The organism is Sphingopyxis sp. P1IMeth2 (assembly GCF_900185685.1).
In the GTDB taxonomy this organism is placed as follows: Bacteria; Pseudomonadota; Alphaproteobacteria; order Sphingomonadales; family Sphingomonadaceae; genus Sphingopyxis; species Sphingopyxis terrae_A.
This window is the reverse complement of record NZ_FYAT01000012.1, coordinates 431,780-447,179: the sequence shown is the minus strand read 5'-3', so window position 1 is coordinate 447,179 and position 15,400 is coordinate 431,780. Positions and strand designations below refer to the sequence as shown.

Here is a 15,400-nt window from a genome sequence, read left to right as displayed (position 1 = left end):
GCCGCGAGCGCTGCCGTCAGTCGCGGCTCTCGACCCGGATGACCGCCGTCATCGGCAACGTGCCGTACAGGTGTGGGAAAAGCTGGCCGCCGCGCGACTCTTCCCAGCGCACCGCCTTGCCGAGCTGCGCGAGGTCGACCTCGGCGATCACCAGCCCCTGCTGCCCGGCAAAATGTTTGGCGAGCGTTTCGGCAAGCTGCTCGGCGGTCGACATGTGGATATAGCCGTCGGCATGGTCCACGGGGGCGCCGTGGAACAGGCCTTCGCGCTCGAAATCCATCCACTGGTCGGCGGTCAGCACCTTGAAGGCGGTGCCGGCGGTCATTCGCCGGCGCCGTCCGGTCCCGCGTCGGTGGTCCCGCCGGCGACCGCTTCCGTTGCCTCCGCCGGGGCGTCGGCCGCATCGAGTGCTTCGTCCTCGCTATCCTCGATCAGCGCCGCCGATACGACATGTTCGTCCTTGGCAACGTCGAACAGCCGCACGCCCGCCGATCCGCGGCCGATGACGCGCAGGCTGTCGAGCCCCATGCGAATGAGCTTCGCCTGATCGGTCACGAGCATCAGCTGATGCGCCTGCGTTGCCGGGAAGCTCGCCACGACGGGGCCGTTGCGGCCGATATTGTCGATATTGGTGATCCCCTGGCCGCCGCGACCGGTGCGGCGATATTCATAGGCGGAGGACAGCTTGCCATAGCCGTTGGCGCAGATCGTCAGGATGAACTGTTCGCGTGCGGCGAGCTCGTCCATCCGGTCGACCGGCAGCGTCGGCGCGTTTTCATTGTCTTTCCACGGGGCGGCGCGCAGATAGGCTTCGCGCTCCTCGCTGCTGGTGCCGACGCGGTGGAGGATCGAGAGCGAGATCACCTCGTCGCCGTCCGCCAGACGCATACCGCGCACGCCGGTCGAATTACGGCTCTGGAATTCGCGCACATCGTCACCGGCGAAGCGGATCGCCTTGCCTTGCCGCGTCGCGAGCAGCACATCGTCGCTTTCGTCCAGCAGCGCGACGCCGATCAAGCGGTCGTCTTCGTCCTCGCCTTCGAACTTCATCGCGATTTTGCCGTTCGACGGAACGTTGGTGAAAGCGTCCATGCTGTTGCGACGCACGCTCCCCTTCGCGGTCGCGAACATGACGTGGAGCTTGCCCCATTCACCCTCGTCCTCGGGCAATGGGAGGACGGTCGAGATCGTCTCGCCCTGCGCCAGCGGGAGCAGGTTGATCATAGGTCGGCCGCGCGTGGCCGGCCCGCCTTCGGGCAGGCGCCATACCTTCATGCGATAGACCTTGCCCGCGGTGGAGAAGAACAGCACCGGCGTGTGCGTCGAGGTGACGAACAATTCGGTGACGACATCCTCGTCCTTCGTCGCCATGCCGGCGCGGCCCTTGCCGCCGCGACGCTGGGCGCGGAAGGTGTCGAGCGGGGTGCGCTTGATATAGCCGTCGAGGGTGACGGTAACGACCATCTCCTCGCGCTCGATCAGATCCTCGTCGTCGATGCCATCGGCGGCGGGGGCGACGAGCGTCTTGCGCGGGGTGGCGAATTCGTCGCGCACCGCGACCAGCTCTTCCCGCATCACGCCATAGAGTTTGACGCGGTCGGCGAGGATCGAAAGCAGTTCCTCAATCTCGGTCGCCAACTCGCCGAGTTCCTTGCCGATTTCGTCTCGACCGAGCGCGGTCAGACGATGCAGGCGGAGGTCAAGGATCGCCTTCACCTGAATTTCGGAAAGACGATAGGTCGCGGTGTCCTCCATCTCGCCCTCGATCGCTTCGACGAGGCGGATATAGGGCGCGATTTCGCCGATCGGCCATTCGCGCGCGAGCAGCGCTTCGCGGGCCGCTGCGGGCGAGTTCGAGCCGCGGATGATGCGCACAACCTCGTCGAGATTGCTGACCGCGACGACAAGGCCGAGCAAGATGTGCGCCCGGTCGCGCGCCTTGGCGAGTTCGAATTTGCAGCGGCGGGTGATGACCTCTTCGCGGAAGGCGATGAAGGCCGAAAGAATATCCTTCAGCCCCATCATTTCAGGGCGGCCGCCACGGATCGCGAGCATGTTCGCGGGGAAGCTCGACTGCGCCGGGGTGTGGCGCCAGAGCTGGTTCAGGACGACCTCGGCGGTGGCGTCGCGCTTCAGCTCGATAACGACGCGAACGCCCTCGCGGTTCGATTCGTCGCGGATGTCGGCGACGCCCTCGATGCGCTTGTCGCGCGCCGCCTCGGCGATCTTCTCGACGAGTCCCGACTTGCCGACCTGAAAAGGAATGGACGTCAGAACTATCGATTGGCGGTCGTTCCTGCCTTCCTCGATGATATGCGTCGCACGCATCATGATCGAGCCGCGGCCGGTGGCATAGGCGTTGCGCGCGCCGCCCTGGCCGAGCATCATCGCGCCGGTTGGGAAATCGGGGCCAGGGACGATCGCCATCAGTTCTTCGAGGGTGATGTCCGGACCGCCCTCGAGCTGGCGGTCGATCATCGCGAGCGTCGCATCGACGACTTCGCCAAGATTGTGCGGCGGGATGTTGGTCGCCATGCCGACCGCGATGCCGCCCGCGCCGTTGACGAGAAGGTTCGGGAAACGCGCCGGGAGCACCGTCGGCTCTTCGCGGCTCGCGTCGTAGTTGGGCTGGAAGTCGACGGTATCCTTGTCGAGGTCGTTCAGCAGCACCATCGCGGTCTTGGCAAGGCGCGCTTCGGTATAGCGCATCGACGCCGGCGGATCGGGGTCCATCGAGCCGAAATTGCCCTGGCCGTCGATCAGCGGCACGCGGAGCGACCAGTCCTGCGTCATGCGGGCGAGAGCGTCGTAGATCGCGCTGTCGCCGTGCGGGTGGTAGTTACCCATGACGTCGCCAACGATTTTCGCCGATTTCTTGTAGGGGCGGCCGGGAATGAAGCCGCCTTCCTGCGCCGCGTAGAGGATGCGGCGATGCACCGGCTTCAACCCGTCGCGCACGTCGGGCAGCGCGCGGCTGACGATTACGCTCATCGCGTAATCGAGGTAAGACGTCTTCATTTCGTCGACGATGTTGATCGGCGAAATGCCGTCGTCGGACGGCGGCAAATGCGTATTTTCTTCGGTCAAAGCCCGGCCTTCTGTTGCGCTATCGGGAGATGCTTCGGGCCTAGCCCATGACCGGTGTCTTTGCCAGCGATTCGGTGCCTTTCAGCGTGATTTTTTCGTGGCTCGGCAACGTTTTTGCGCGGGGCGGGAAGGATGACGTCATGGCGGTGCTTGCGCAGATGATCGCTTGCCAATCGATCCTTCGCGCCTAAAGGTCGGCGGCGATGAGCTGTGCTGCAAATGGGGGGCGCCGATGGCCTTGATCGCGCTGGTCGGCGCCAGCGAAATGCTGCCCGACGGCGGCCTGCGCGCGCTCGTCGCGATTGCGGGCGAGACACTGATCGAGCGGCAGGCGGCGCGGCTTGCCGACGTCGGGGTCACGCATATCGCCGTGGCCGTCGCGGCGGTGCCGGCCGACCTGCTGGCAACGTGCGACCGGATCCGCCGCCGCGGGATGAAGGTGACGCCGGTGCGCGAGGCGAGCGACCTGATGGCGCTGGTCGAGGGCGACGATCGCATCATCCTCGTCGCCGACGGTTTGCGCGCGGGCAGCGCCCATTATGCCGCGATCGCCAAGCCCGGTTCGCCGGCGATCCTCGTCACCGCCGATACGCTGCTGACGCAGGGGTTCGAACGCATCGACGCGACCCGGCGCTGGGGCGGGCTTGCCTGTATTTCGGATGCGATGGTGCGCGATCTCGCCGAGATGCCCGGCGAGTGGGACGTAATGCTGACGCTGCTGCGCATGGCGGTGCAGACCGGCGCGCGCCGCCTCTATTGCGAACCCGCGCTGTTCGAACAGGGCGACATCGCGATCGTCACCGACCGGCCGACGGCAGCGCTGATCGAGCAATCGAGCCTGCAACAGGTCGATTATGGCGGCATGGGGCTCGGCCGCTCGGCGGTCATGATGCCGTTGATCCGGCTTGCGGGGCCGCTGCTCGTGCGATCGCCGAAAACTGCGCGCTATCTGCCCTATGTCACCGCGCTGCTCTGGATCGGCGTTGCGCTGCTCGCCGCGAGCGGGCTGGCGGCGGCGGGGGCGCTCGTCGCGGTGTTCGGCGGCCTCTGCCTCGCCGCGATGCGCTTTCTTGCCTCCTTTCGCGCCCAGAGCGCGGCGCACGACCGGGTACGCGCGACCATCCGCAGTTTTGCGTGGCTGTTGCTGGCGGCCTTTCCCTGGCTGCTCTCGCTCGGCGGGGCGGGGCACGCGATGCCGCGCTTTTCGGAAGCGGCGCTTGCACCATGCCTTGCCGCGACGATCCTGCTCGCGCGCCTGCTCTATGAGGATGCGGGCGAAAAGCGGCGCTTTCACTGGCTGCTTCCCGACGCCGATCAGGCATGGATCATGCTCGCCCCCGCGCTGGTTTTCGGCGCGGCGCCGCTGATGTTCGCGATCCTTCCGCTGTTGGCGCTGTTCCAGATTTTGCTCTGGATGCGCCTCGCGCGGCGACCGGAGGCCAAGTAGAACAAAGGCCTTCAAGGTTTAATGCCTATTAACGACATGCTGCTATCCGCGAGCGTGCATGGCTGAATCCTTCCCCTCGACCGGTCTCGATCTGCCGTCGCCGACGCTGTCGGCGCGGCTGCGCGAACTGGCAGCCTATCTGGCGGCGCCGACCGCGGGGCATCTGACCGAGGAACAGCGCGCGCTGTCGCTGGGAATTGCCCGGCGGCTCGTCACGACGCTGGCGGCTGAACTCGATGTCGGGATCGATGGCGCGGCGCTGTGGGACGACTGGCTTGCGGGCGGAATTCCCTCGGCCGAGCGACTGGCCCCGGCCTGTTTCGCGCGCGCCGAAGAACATCGCTGGCGGCAGCAATCGGCGCAGCGCGCGCCGACGGTGTCGCCGGGCGCAGCCGAAACCGCTGAGGCTGCGCCGGCTGCGGACGAAAGCGAGCTCAGCGATACCGATCGGGCCTTTCTTGCGCTGCGGATTGCGGACGGGCGCCGCTTTGACGCGCTCGGAAACCCGGCGATCGCGGTCGCCGATCTCGATCCCGACCTGCTCCGCGCGCTGCTGCTCGATATTGCGGCGTGGTGGCTGGCGCGGGACGAAGGCGACGGCGATCGCGCGGCGGCGCTCGGCGACGCGGTAAGGACGACCGGCGAGGCACAGCAGAGTGCCATAGGAATCGACGCCGAAGCAAAGGCTTATCACGCCCTACTGATCGCGAATGGAGATTTGTCCGCAGTGGCGGCGGGAGCCATCGCGCGAAACGACTGGCCGACGCTTGTTGCGCTGGCCGCGGCGGCGGGCAAACGGCGCTATGCCGACATGGCACTGGCGCTGATCACTGCCGAGGCGGCCGCACTGCCGGTCCTTCTTTCACCGTTGCGGCTCGATTCGGCTGCGCTGGCGCCGCTCGAGGCGTCGCTCGCGATGCTGCCGGCGCGGGCGCTGGCCGGCGATGATGCCGGTTCAGGGACCGCGGTATGAGCGGCGAACGCATCATTCGCGGCCGCGTCGACGCCAGCGGGGCGCTCGTCAGCGCCGATCCGTCGCTGCTGCGGCTGCAACAGCGCGCCGGGGCGGGGCTTGGCCGTCCGCTGGCGCTGCCGCAGCTCGCGCGGCTCGTCGCGCTGGCGCAGCGGCTCCAGCGCGACATCAGCCGGCCGCTCTATGCCGCGGACGATCATAGCGACATTCATGCGCTGGTGCGCATTGCCCCCGATGCCGATGGCGCGGCGATCGAGATCAGCGACTGGCGCACACGCCCGGTCGTGATGCCGCAGACGCCGCCGGTCGCTGACGTGGGAATTGTTCCGCACGGATGGGCGTGGGAATGCGACCAGCATCTGCGCGTCGTGGCGCTGCGCGCCGGGGCGGAGGCTCCGTCGATCCCCGCCGGTTGGGAGGGGCGGTCGCTGTCCGAATTGTTCGAGCTTCAGCCCGATGCCGACGGGCGCTTTGCGGTGCTGCGCGCGCTTGCGCGGCAGGCAAGCTTCGAAGGCCAGCGCGTTCGCGTCGAGATCGGCGGCGCGCCGCTGACGATGACCGTGGCGGGCGAGGCGCTCTTCGACGCGGCGGGGGGCTTTACCGGTTTTCGCGGCATGGCGACACGCGATCCCGAAACGGCGGGCGCTGCGCCGACGTCCGGCACCATCGATCCCGCCTTCGGCTCGCTGCCGCTGTCGGATCCGCAATTCGGGCGGCGGATCGACGGCGCGCTGCGCGGTCCGCTCAGCCGCATCATCGCGACTGCGGAGACGATCCATGGCCAGTTCGACGGCCCGATCCGCGCCGACTATGCCCGTTATGCCGGCGATATCGCGCATGCGGGCCGGCATTTGCTCGGTCTCGTCGACGATCTTGCCGACTTGCAGAATATCGAACGCCCGGGGTTCAAGGCGGCGCGCGATGAAATCGACCTGGGCGATCTGGCGCGCCGCGCAGTCGGCCTGCTCGGCATGAAAGCGGAGGAAAAGGGTATCCGTATCGACGCGCCGCGTACCGACGACCGGATGCCCGCCTATGGCGAGTTCCGCCGCGTGCTTCAGGTGCTGCTCAATCTGCTCGGCAATGCGATCCGCTATTCGCCCGAACAGTCGCAAATCTGGATTCGCGTCGACCGCGAAGGCGACCGCGCCATGGTGACGGTCGCCGATCAGGGGCAGGGGATTGCCACCGACCAGCAGGCGGTGGTGTTCGAAAAATTCGAACGGCTTGGCCGCACCGAGAGCGGCGGATCGGGGCTTGGCCTCTATATTGCGCGCCGCCTGGCGCGCGCGATGGGCGGCGACCTCACCGTCGACAGCGCCCCCGGCCAGGGCGCCCGCTTCACCTTGAGCCTGCCCGCGCGCGAAGCTTAGCCGAGCAGCAGCGCCCTCGTCGCCGCTTCGACATCGGCGTGGCGCATCAGGCTTTCCCCGACCAGAAAGGCGCGAACGCCGCTCTGCGCAAGCCGTGCGCAATCGGCGTGGCTCGCGATGCCGCTTTCGCCGACGAGCAGGGTTCCGGCGGGAACAAGTTTCGCCAGCCGTTCGGAGACGCCAAGATCGGTTTCGAAGCTGCGCAAGTCGCGATTGTTGACGCCGATGAGCCGCGACCTGAGCTGCGTCAACGCGCGGTCGAGTTCGGCCTCGTCATGCACTTCAACAAGCACGTCCATGCCGCGTTCGACCGCCGCCGCCTCGATCTCGCGCATCGCGCCGTCATCGAGCGCCGCGACGATGATCAGGATTGCATCGGCGCCGATCGCGCGCGCTTCGGCGACCTGCCACGGATCGATCATGAAATCCTTGCGCAGCACGGGTAGCGGGCAGGCGGCGCGCGCGGCGATCAGATAATCCTCATGCCCCTGAAAATAGGGGGCGTCGGTCAGCACCGACAGGCAGCCCGCGCCGCCGGCGGCATAGGCGCGGGCATGGTCGGCGGGAGAAAAATCTTCGCGGATCAGCCCTTTGGACGGCGATGCTTTCTTGACTTCGGCAATCAGGCCGTAGCCGCCCGCGTCGATCTTGCGGCGCAGCGCGGCGGCAAAGCCGCGCACCGGGCCGGCATCGACGGCATCGAGATCGGCGAGCGTGCGCTGCGCACGGCGCGCGGCGACTTCGCCGGCCTTGGTTTCGAGGATCTGGGTGAGCTTGTTCATTTATATGCGATCCAGCAGTTGAGCAGCGCGTTGGCGAGCCCCTTTTCGATGGCTTCGGCGGCCTCCTCGACCCCGTCCGCCAGCGTGTTGACCGCGCCCGCGACCATGAGCGCTTCGGCGGCATTGTAGAGAACGGCATCGCGATAGGCGCCGGGTTCCCCCTGGAGCAGCGCGCGCAGCGCCTTGGCATTATAGCTTGCGTCACCGCCACGGATCGCCGCGATCGGATGCGTCGGCAGTCCGGCGTCGGCGGCGCTGCTGCGCTGCATCTGCACCCCGGCGCGTGTGACCACCGCCACCTCGTTGCCGCCCGCGAGCGACAGTTCGTCGAGCCCCTCGTCGCCCGAGACGACCCGCGAATGATCGGTGCCAAGCTGGTGCAGCGCGCCGGCATAGACAGGGACATAGGCGGGACGCGCGATGCCGACGAGCTGGCGCGTGACGCGCGCCGGATTGGCGAGCGGCCCCATCAGGTTGAAGATGGTGCGGCGGCCGATCGCTTTGCGGATCGGCTGAATGCGCGCCATCGCGGGATGGTGGTTCGCCGCGAACAGAAAGCAGATGCCAAGGTCGGCGAGCTGGGCCTCGGCCATCCGGCCCGCGCGCGCCATGTCGAGGCCGAGCGCCTCGAGCGTGTCGGCGGCACCTGCCTTTGACGAAGCCGCGCGATTTCCGTGCTTTGCAACGGGTACTTCGCATGCTGCAACGACCAGCGATACGGCGGTGGAGACGTTGAGCGTGTGGTGGCCGTCGCCGCCGGTGCCGCAGACGTCGATGGCGCCCTCGGGCGCGGCGATCGGGATCAGCCGGTCGCGCATCGCCTGCGCGGCGGCCACGATTTCGACCGTCGTCTCGCCGCGGTCGGACAGCGCAACCAGAAAGGCCGCGACCTCCTCGTCGCTGCCGCCGCCATCGAGCATCGTCGCAAACGCGCGCGCCGCCTCATCGGGCGCGAGCTGTCCCGTCGGGTCGGGAAAGGGACCGAAGCGGCTCATGCCGCCTGGCGGGCGCGAACCGGCAGCCCGGCGATCGTGAGAAAGTTGGCGAGCATCGCATGACCATGCTCGGTCGCGATGCTTTCGGGGTGGAATTGCACGCTGTGGATCGGCAGGTCGACGTGCCGGAACCCCATCACCGTCCCATCGTCGCTCGTCGCATTGATCGCGAGGCAGTCGGGAATGTCGACGACCTCGAGGCTGTGATAACGGGTCGCGGTGAAGGGCGAGGGCAGGCCGGCGAACAGTCCCGTGCCATCGTGGCAGACCGGCGAGGTCTTGCCGTGCATCAGATGCCCGCGCTGGACGGTTGCGCCGAAATGCTGGCCGATCGCCTGATGCCCCAGGCAGACGCCGAGCAGCGGTCGCCGCGCGGCGGCGCAGGCGGCAACGAGGTCGAGACTGATCCCGGCTTCGTTCGGCGTGCACGGCCCCGGCGAGATCAGCATCGCTTCGGCCCCGGTCGCCAGCGCCTCGGCGGCGGTCAGATCGTCGTTGCGCACCACGCGCACCTCGGCGCCGAGCTCGATCAGATAATGAACGAGGTTGAAGGTGAAGCTGTCGTAATTGTCGATGACCAGGATCATGGCGCGGCCCTAATGCTTTTGCGTAGCGGGGGGAAGGGATAGAAGCTTCGGCGGCCAAAAAGCCGGCTTTATTCGGCCATCAGCTTCGCGAGATCATCCTTCCAGAATTTCGCCCAGCTATGCGTGCCGTGCCCCTTGGTTTCGGGTGACGCGGGGATCAGGACATAGCGGGCCCTGGGCATGCGCGCGGCCGCCTGTTCGGCGATGCCATAGCCCGGGGGATTGATGAAATCGTCGGCCGAATTGACCCACAATAGGGGCACGTCGATCTTTTCGATCCCCGCCCAGGGATTATAGGTTCGCGAGGCATCGAACTGATAAATAACGTCATTGGCATCGTTGCGGCCATAGCTGCGCGCAAAGGCGGCATCCTTATAGGCTTCGGCGGCGGCGCGGGTCGGATATTGCGCCTGCAGCGCATAGGGGTTCGATCCCGCAATCAGGCCGATCGAGGCGGCGGTCCGCAGACCCGCGGCAGGCTGCTGCGCGTAATTGCCTCCGTTCCACTCCGGGTCGGCCTTGATCGCATCGATGATCAGCGTCCGCCACATCCGGTTTTCGCCCGCTATTTCGACGGGCAGGCAAGCGAAGGGCGCGAGCCGTTTTGCAAAGCCCGGCCAGCTTTCGCCCCAGACAAAGGCGTGCATGCACCCCATCGAGGTGCCGAGGATGAGCTGGAGCTCGCCGATTCCCAGCTTTTCGGTGAGCAGCCGGTGCTGCGCCGCCACCATGTCGTCATAGTCATATCTGGGAAAAGCCATGCGCATCCCGTCGCTCGGCTTCGACGATCCGCCATGACCGATATTGTCGGGCAGGATGATGTAATATTTTGCGGTGTCGAGCGGTTGGCCGGGACCGAATAATTCGCCCGCAAATTGGGGCTGGAGAAATTGTTTTCCCGTGCCGCCGGTGCCGTGGAGGATCATCACCGCATTGACGATTGCGCCGGTCGCGTCGCGCTGCGGCTTGCCGAGCGTCGTATAATGCATCTTGAGTTCGGGTAGTTTTTCGCCCGAACGGAAGGTGAAATCCTTCAGTACTGCATCGCCGTCGGTCGCGCCCTCGACCATCTGGGCCTGAGCGGGAAAAGCGGCGAGCAGCAGGGCGAGCGGGAGGAGGCGTTTCAGCATGAGCGCGACGCTAACGCACCGCACCCGCCGGTCAAGCTATTGTCCGTAACCCGGCGTGCCGGCCAGCTTCACCGCCTCGCGCGCGGCGGCGAACAGCGCGCCCGCCTTGGCCTCGCATTCGCGCTGTTCATAGGCGGGATCGCTGTCGGCGACGATGCCCGCGCCAGCCTGCGCGTACATCGTCCCGTCCTGAACGATCGCGGTACGCAGCACGATGCAGCTGTCCATATTGCCGTCGGGCGCGAAATAGCCGACGCCGCCGGCATAGGGCCCGCGCGCTTCGGCCTCGAGTTCGGCGATGATCTGGCACGCGCGCACCTTGGGCGCGCCGCTGACGGTTCCCGCCGGAAAGCCCGCGAACAGCGCGTCGATCGCATCCTTGTCGGGCGCGATGCGGCCGATGACGTTCGACACGATGTGCATCACATGGCTGTAGAATTCGACGGTATAGCTGTCGGTGACCGTCACGCTGCCGCCGACCGCGGCGCGGCCGACATCGTTGCGGCCAAGATCGAGCAGCATCAGATGCTCGGCGCGCTCCTTGGGGTCGGCGAGCAGGCTTTCGCGATTTTCGGCATCCTCGGCGCTGGTCCGGCCGCGCGGTCGCGTGCCCGCGATCGGGCGAATGGTGATCTCACCATCGCGCACGCGCACCAATATCTCGGGCGATGAACCAATCAGCGCAAAGCCCGGCAGGTCGAGGAAATAGAGGAAGGGCGAGGGGTTGATACGCCGCAACGCCCGGTAGAGATCGAAAGGCGGCAGGTCGAAGGGCGTCGAGAAACGCTGCGACAGCACCACCTGAAAAATGTCGCCCGCCGCGATATATTCCTTCGCCGCCGCGACAATTTCGGCGAAGCGCTCGGGCGTCGTTGCCGGCTGCGCCGCGACCATGTCGGGGGTCAGTGCCGTTTCTGCCTTCGCGCTGTGCGCGTTCGCGCTCGACAGGCGGGCCGCAATGGTGTCGAGCCGGTCCTGCGCGCCGTCGATCATCCGGTCGATCGGCGCGTCGGGATCGGGCCAGATCGGCGCGATCAGGAACAGCTCGTCGGCCAAGCGGTCGAAGACGAGGATCGTCGTCGGGCGCACGAACACCATGTCGGGCAGGTCGAGCCCCGCCCCCGCGGCGCGCGGGATGCGCTCCACGAGGCCGATCGTTTCATAGGCGAAGAAGCCGACGAGCGTTGCGAGCGCCTTCGGCAGCGCTTCGGGAACGTCGAAGCGACATTCGGCGACCAGATCGCGTAGCGCTTGCAGCGCCCCCGCCTCGACCGGGCAAAAGGCCTCGCGGTCATGGCGCCATTCGCGGTTTATCCGCGCCGCGTCGCCGGTGACTTCGAAAAGCAGGTCGGGGTCGAGGCCGATCAGGCTGTAGCGTCCGCGCGTCTCGCCGCTTTCAACCGATTCGAGCACCCAGTCGCCGCGGCCGGGCTCGATAAGTTTGAGCGCCGCCGATACCGGGGTTTCGACGTCGGCAATCATCCGTTGCCAGACGACGGCGCCGCGCCCTGCGGCCAGCGCTTCGAGCGCGGCGGCCCTGCCTTCCAGCGCCACCGGGGTTATTCGCCGACCGGCGACGCGCCGGTCAGCTCCCTGGTGAGCTGGGTGACGAGATCCTTGTTGATCTTCACGCCGATGCGGCGCTTCGCCTCGGCAGCGAGCTGTTCGACCAGTTCGTTGCCGAAGGCCTGCGACAGCGGCTGCGCCATCGCGGCGATGCGCGCGGGTTCGATCTGCTTGGGATCGGGGCGGTTCACCTCGGTCAGCGACAGGACCATCCAGCCGCGGTTGCCGGGGATTTCGAGCGTCTTGACGCTGCCCTTCGCCATCGAGAAGAGCAGGGCGAGTTCGGGCGGCACCGGCTTGCCATCGCGGCCCATGTCGCCGCGCAGCCCGCCGATGGTCTGGACATTGCCCAGATTGGGGCCGGCTGCGCGCGTCGCATCGGCCAGGCTCTTGCCGCCTTCGACCGCCTTCACGATCGCACGGGCCTTGTCGCGCGCGACCTTCTGGCCTTCGGACAGGCGCCATTCGGCGAGCAAGGCGCTGCGGATCTGGTCGAAGGGCGGCGGCGCCGCGGCGACGACCGACTTAACCGAATAGACCGCGAATTTCTCATTCTCGACCAGCGTTGCAAGTTGCGATTCGCCTTCGCCGGCGACCTGGAAGGCCTGACCAACCATCGGCGCGAGTTCAGGGGGCAGCGCGAAGCCGGGTTCGTTCGGCGCGCGGCCGCTCGGCAGGATGGCGGGCGTTTGAACCAGCTTGAGCTTGCGGTCGGCTGCGATCTCCTCGATCGACGCGCCGCTGTTCACGGCGTCCTGGACCTGGTTGTAATAATCAACGATCGCTTCATTCGCCTTGTTCTTGGCCAGTTCCTCGCGAATTTCGGGGGTCGCATCGGCCAGCGTGCGCGCGGGCTTGGCAATGACATCCTCGACGCGCAGCACGGTCCAGCCAAGCCCGGACTGCAGCGGCCCGACGATTTCGCCGCGCTTGGCCGCAAAGGCCGCCTTGGCGATTGCGTCCGACGTCGCGCTGGTGAAGGCGGCCAGCGTCTGTTCGCCGCTGGTCGAAGCCGCGAGGCCCGAACCCTGCGCCGCTGCCGACAATGTGGCGCCGCCCCGCGCCTTCGCCGCGATGCTGTTGGCGGTCGCCTGATCGGGCGCGATGACCTGCGCAAAGCGCCGCGTCTCGCTCGCTGCATATTGGGCGGCATTGGCCTTGTAAGCGGCGGCGATCTCGGCGTCGGTGACTGCCGGAACCGGGACCGCGCTACGGTCGAACAGCGCATATTGCAGTACGCGGCGTTCGGGCACGGTGAATTTGGATTTGTTTTTCGACAGGAAGGTCTTGAGCGCGGCATCGCCGGGGTCGGCGGTCGGCGCGAAGGGCGCAGAGGGGATGTAGACGGCCTGACCGGCGCGCTTTTCGAGCAGCAGCGCGGCATAGGGCTGCGCAACGCCCGGCGCGATCGTTGGCAGTTTGCCGATCGGCGCGCCCAGCTGTTCGAGCAGCAACTGCTGCTTGATCTCGGTCCGCACCTGCGCCTCGTTCAGATTATTCTCGCGCAGAAAGGCTTCGTAGCGGGTCTGGTCGAACTTGCCCGATACGCCGGCGAACGCGGGGATATCGGCGATGCGCCCGTCGATCTGCCGCTTGCTGACGCCGAAGCCCAGCTTGTCGGCGAATTGTTCGAACGCCAGCCCGTCGATCATCTGGTCGAGCACCTGATCGACCGCGCCCGATTCGACGAACGCAGCCATGGTTAGCGTGGGCTGTTGCTGGCGCGCCTGATTATAGGCGTTGCGAACGCGCTCGCGCAGATCGCCGATGCCGATATTCTCCTTGCCCACCCGCGCGACATTGGCGCCGCCGAGCCCGCCGAAGCTCGAATTGCCGGTCACATCGGCAAGCGCAAAGCCGACGCCGATGAGGATGACGAAGCCCAATGCGAGGGCCTTGCCCAGCCGGGATCCGAAAAGGCGACGGATTGCGGTAATCATGGAGGAGCATTTCTTTCGGCGTGGCGCATTGCGCGCGGTTTCGGCGTTGCTTTAGGCGGGGAGGCGGCGGGCATCAAGGCGGGAAAGCCCCTTTTCTCGCTGTGGTGAGGCGCGGCTTGCCTTTCGATCCCCACCGCCGCTAGGGCTCGGCGCAACGGCTCGATCGCAGGAGAGGAAATGATGGCACGGCGCAAATATGTGGTCGGCAACTGGAAGATGAATGGACTTGCCGCCTCGATCGACGAGGCGCGGGCGATATTCGATGGCGCGCGCGCGCACGGTGCGGTCGATGTCGCCCTGTGCCCGCCTTTCACGCTGGTGGCCGCGATGGCGGCGGCGGCGCCGGGCGGGGCGGTCGGCGGGCAGGATTGCCACAGCGCGGCATCGGGTGCCTACACGGGATCGGTGTCGGCGCCGATGCTGGCCGATGCCGGGGCCGTACTCGTCATCGTCGGCCATAGCGAGCGCCGCGAAGGTTTTGGTGAGAGCGACGTCGATGTGCGGGCCAAGGCCGAGGCGGCAATGGCAGCCGGACTTGCGGTGATCCTTTGTGTTGGCGAACCGCGCGGCGTGCGCGAATCGGGCGGCGCGATCGACTATGTATTGGCGCAGGTCGCGGGGTCGCTGCCCGCCGAATTCGATCCGGCGCGGCTCGCCATCGCCTATGAACCCATCTGGGCGATCGGTACCGGACTGGTGCCGACGGTCGGCGATGTCGCGGCGATGCACGGCGCGATCCGCGCGCAGCTCGATGCGCAGGTCGGCGCCGATGCGGCGGCGGCGATGCGGCTGCTCTACGGCGGTTCGGTCAACGGCGACAATGCCGCCGAACTGCTTGGGGCGGGCGACGTCGATGGCGCGCTTGTCGGCGGGGCGAGCCTGACCGCGGAGAAATTCCTGCCGATCGTCGCGGCGGCGGCGACGCTCGGCTGACGCGCGGCGCACGCTGTGGGTTGAAGCGGAGGCGCTTCGTCTCTATGTGCGCCGCAAGCACGGCCCATCCGGCGCCAACCAACGCTTTCGGGAAAATTCGATGTCCAGCCTCTTTACCTTCCTGCTCGTCGTTCAGGCGCTCGTCGCCGCCGCGATGATCGGCGTCATCCTGATGCAGAAGTCGGAAGGTGGCGGCCTGGGTGTCGGCGGTAGCCCGGCAGGCCTGCTCTCGGCCCGCGGCGCCGCAGACTTCATGACCCGCGCGACGACCGTGCTGGCGACGCTGTTCGTCGGCCTTTCGATCGTTCTGGCCGCCATGGCGTCGGTCGGCAGCGCCGGCACTACAGCGCTCGACACCTCTTTGTCGAAGACCGCGCAGCAGCCGAGCGGGGGCGCAGCGCCGCTGACCGGCCCGGCGCAGCAGCCCGCTCAAGGTGCTCCGGCCGCGCCGGTAAGCGACGATCCGCTTGCCGCCGCCGCTGCCGCTGCAAATCAGAACGCTCCGGCCGAGCAGGCTCCCGCCAAGAAATAACCGGAAGCTCGGCTTCCAGCTTCGTCCCCGCATGCTGCGGAATTTTTTCCGCGGG

At 67.1% G+C, this 15,400-nt stretch carries 13 protein-coding genes; 5 read left to right on the top strand and 8 right to left on the bottom strand.

The window, feature by feature from the left end:
• Positions 1-16: 16 nt before the first annotated feature.
• Both P1IM2_RS08915 and gyrA read right to left on the bottom strand, forming a co-directional pair.
• Positions 17-325 carry a DUF952 domain-containing protein gene (locus P1IM2_RS08915; RefSeq protein WP_058811416.1) on the bottom strand — a complete coding sequence of 103 codons (309 nt, stop codon included), beginning with the start codon at positions 323-325 and terminating at the stop codon, positions 17-19.
• Positions 322-3,087: a DNA gyrase subunit A gene (gyrA, locus tag P1IM2_RS08910; protein WP_260833965.1), complete on the bottom strand. Its 2,766-nt coding sequence runs from the start codon at positions 3,085-3,087 to the stop codon at positions 322-324. Before gyrA ends, P1IM2_RS08915 begins: the two co-directional genes overlap by 4 nt.
• A 232-nt stretch (positions 3,088-3,319) precedes the next feature.
• Here gyrA and P1IM2_RS08905 point away from each other — a divergent pair, with 232 nt between their 5' ends.
• Genes P1IM2_RS08905 through P1IM2_RS08895 form a run of 3 tightly spaced genes read left to right on the top strand, consistent with a single transcriptional unit; the run spans position 3,320 to position 6,880 of the window.
• Positions 3,320-4,534, top strand: a complete 1,215-nt coding sequence (locus P1IM2_RS08905) for a hypothetical protein (protein ID WP_186402219.1) — start codon at positions 3,320-3,322, stop codon at positions 4,532-4,534.
• 58 nt (positions 4,535-4,592) lie between these two features.
• Complete coding sequence (locus P1IM2_RS08900) at positions 4,593-5,507, top strand: hypothetical protein (protein WP_186402218.1); 915 nt, start codon at positions 4,593-4,595, stop codon at positions 5,505-5,507.
• Positions 5,504-6,880 carry a sensor histidine kinase gene (locus P1IM2_RS08895; RefSeq protein ID WP_186402217.1) on the top strand — a complete coding sequence of 459 codons (1,377 nt, stop codon included), beginning with the start codon at positions 5,504-5,506 and terminating at the stop codon, positions 6,878-6,880. The genes P1IM2_RS08900 and P1IM2_RS08895 overlap by 4 nt, the downstream gene beginning before the upstream one ends.
• Here the strand turns inward: P1IM2_RS08895 and trpC are convergent.
• The 6 genes from trpC to P1IM2_RS08865 all read right to left on the bottom strand — a co-directional run bounded on the left by trpC (position 6,877) and on the right by P1IM2_RS08865 (position 13,880).
• Positions 6,877-7,662, bottom strand: a complete 786-nt coding sequence (gene trpC, locus P1IM2_RS08890) for an indole-3-glycerol phosphate synthase TrpC (RefSeq protein WP_186402216.1) — start codon at positions 7,660-7,662, stop codon at positions 6,877-6,879. The two genes, P1IM2_RS08895 and trpC, sit on opposite strands and share 4 nt — an antisense overlap.
• On the bottom strand, positions 7,659-8,657 hold the full coding sequence (gene trpD / locus P1IM2_RS08885; RefSeq protein ID WP_186402215.1) for an anthranilate phosphoribosyltransferase: 999 nt from the start codon (positions 8,655-8,657) through the stop codon (positions 7,659-7,661). Before trpD ends, trpC begins: the two co-directional genes overlap by 4 nt.
• Positions 8,654-9,244, bottom strand: a complete 591-nt coding sequence (locus P1IM2_RS08880) for an anthranilate synthase component II (RefSeq protein WP_186402214.1) — start codon at positions 9,242-9,244, stop codon at positions 8,654-8,656. The genes trpD and P1IM2_RS08880 overlap by 4 nt, the downstream gene beginning before the upstream one ends.
• Positions 9,245-9,312: 68 nt before the next feature.
• Positions 9,313-10,374 carry an alpha/beta fold hydrolase gene (locus tag P1IM2_RS08875; protein WP_186402213.1) on the bottom strand — a complete coding sequence of 354 codons (1,062 nt, stop codon included), beginning with the start codon at positions 10,372-10,374 and terminating at the stop codon, positions 9,313-9,315.
• A gap of 36 nt (positions 10,375-10,410) precedes the next feature.
• A complete protein-coding gene (gene trpE / locus P1IM2_RS08870) occupies positions 10,411-11,928 on the bottom strand; it encodes an anthranilate synthase component I (protein WP_186402212.1) in 1,518 nt (505 codons plus the stop codon).
• Between the two features lie 5 nt (positions 11,929-11,933).
• Positions 11,934-13,880: a peptidylprolyl isomerase gene (locus P1IM2_RS08865; RefSeq protein ID WP_186402211.1), complete on the bottom strand. Its 1,947-nt coding sequence runs from the start codon at positions 13,878-13,880 to the stop codon at positions 11,934-11,936.
• 180 nt (positions 13,881-14,060) lie between these two features.
• On the opposite strand from P1IM2_RS08865, the gene tpiA reads away from it, so the two are divergent.
• Positions 14,061-14,813 (top strand): triose-phosphate isomerase, encoded by a 753-nt coding sequence (gene tpiA, locus P1IM2_RS08860; RefSeq protein ID WP_186402532.1) that lies wholly within the window; start codon positions 14,061-14,063, stop codon positions 14,811-14,813.
• 100 nt (positions 14,814-14,913) lie between these two features.
• Positions 14,914-15,345, top strand: a complete 432-nt coding sequence (secG, locus tag P1IM2_RS08855; RefSeq protein WP_040589980.1) for a preprotein translocase subunit SecG — start codon at positions 14,914-14,916, stop codon at positions 15,343-15,345.
• Positions 15,346-15,400: the final 55 nt, after the last annotated feature.

Coding starts and splice junctions, on each gene's coding strand:
- P1IM2_RS08880 (WP_186402214.1), bottom strand. CDS start 9,244: ATGATCCTGGTCATCGACAATTACGACAGCTTCACCTTCAACCTCGTT.
- P1IM2_RS08900 (WP_186402218.1), top strand. CDS start 4,593: ATGGCTGAATCCTTCCCCTCGACCGGTCTCGATCTGCCGTCGCCGACG.
- P1IM2_RS08875 (WP_186402213.1), bottom strand. CDS start 10,374: ATGCTGAAACGCCTCCTCCCGCTCGCCCTGCTGCTCGCCGCTTTTCCC.
- secG (WP_040589980.1), top strand. CDS start 14,914: ATGTCCAGCCTCTTTACCTTCCTGCTCGTCGTTCAGGCGCTCGTCGCC.
- P1IM2_RS08895 (WP_186402217.1), top strand. CDS start 5,504: ATGAGCGGCGAACGCATCATTCGCGGCCGCGTCGACGCCAGCGGGGCG.
- P1IM2_RS08865 (WP_186402211.1), bottom strand. CDS start 13,880: ATGATTACCGCAATCCGTCGCCTTTTCGGATCCCGGCTGGGCAAGGCC.
- P1IM2_RS08915 (WP_058811416.1), bottom strand. CDS start 325: ATGACCGCCGGCACCGCCTTCAAGGTGCTGACCGCCGACCAGTGGATG.
- tpiA (WP_186402532.1), top strand. CDS start 14,061: ATGGCACGGCGCAAATATGTGGTCGGCAACTGGAAGATGAATGGACTT.
- trpD (WP_186402215.1), bottom strand. CDS start 8,657: ATGAGCCGCTTCGGTCCCTTTCCCGACCCGACGGGACAGCTCGCGCCC.
- trpC (WP_186402216.1), bottom strand. CDS start 7,662: ATGAACAAGCTCACCCAGATCCTCGAAACCAAGGCCGGCGAAGTCGCC.
- P1IM2_RS08905 (WP_186402219.1), top strand. CDS start 3,320: ATGGCCTTGATCGCGCTGGTCGGCGCCAGCGAAATGCTGCCCGACGGC.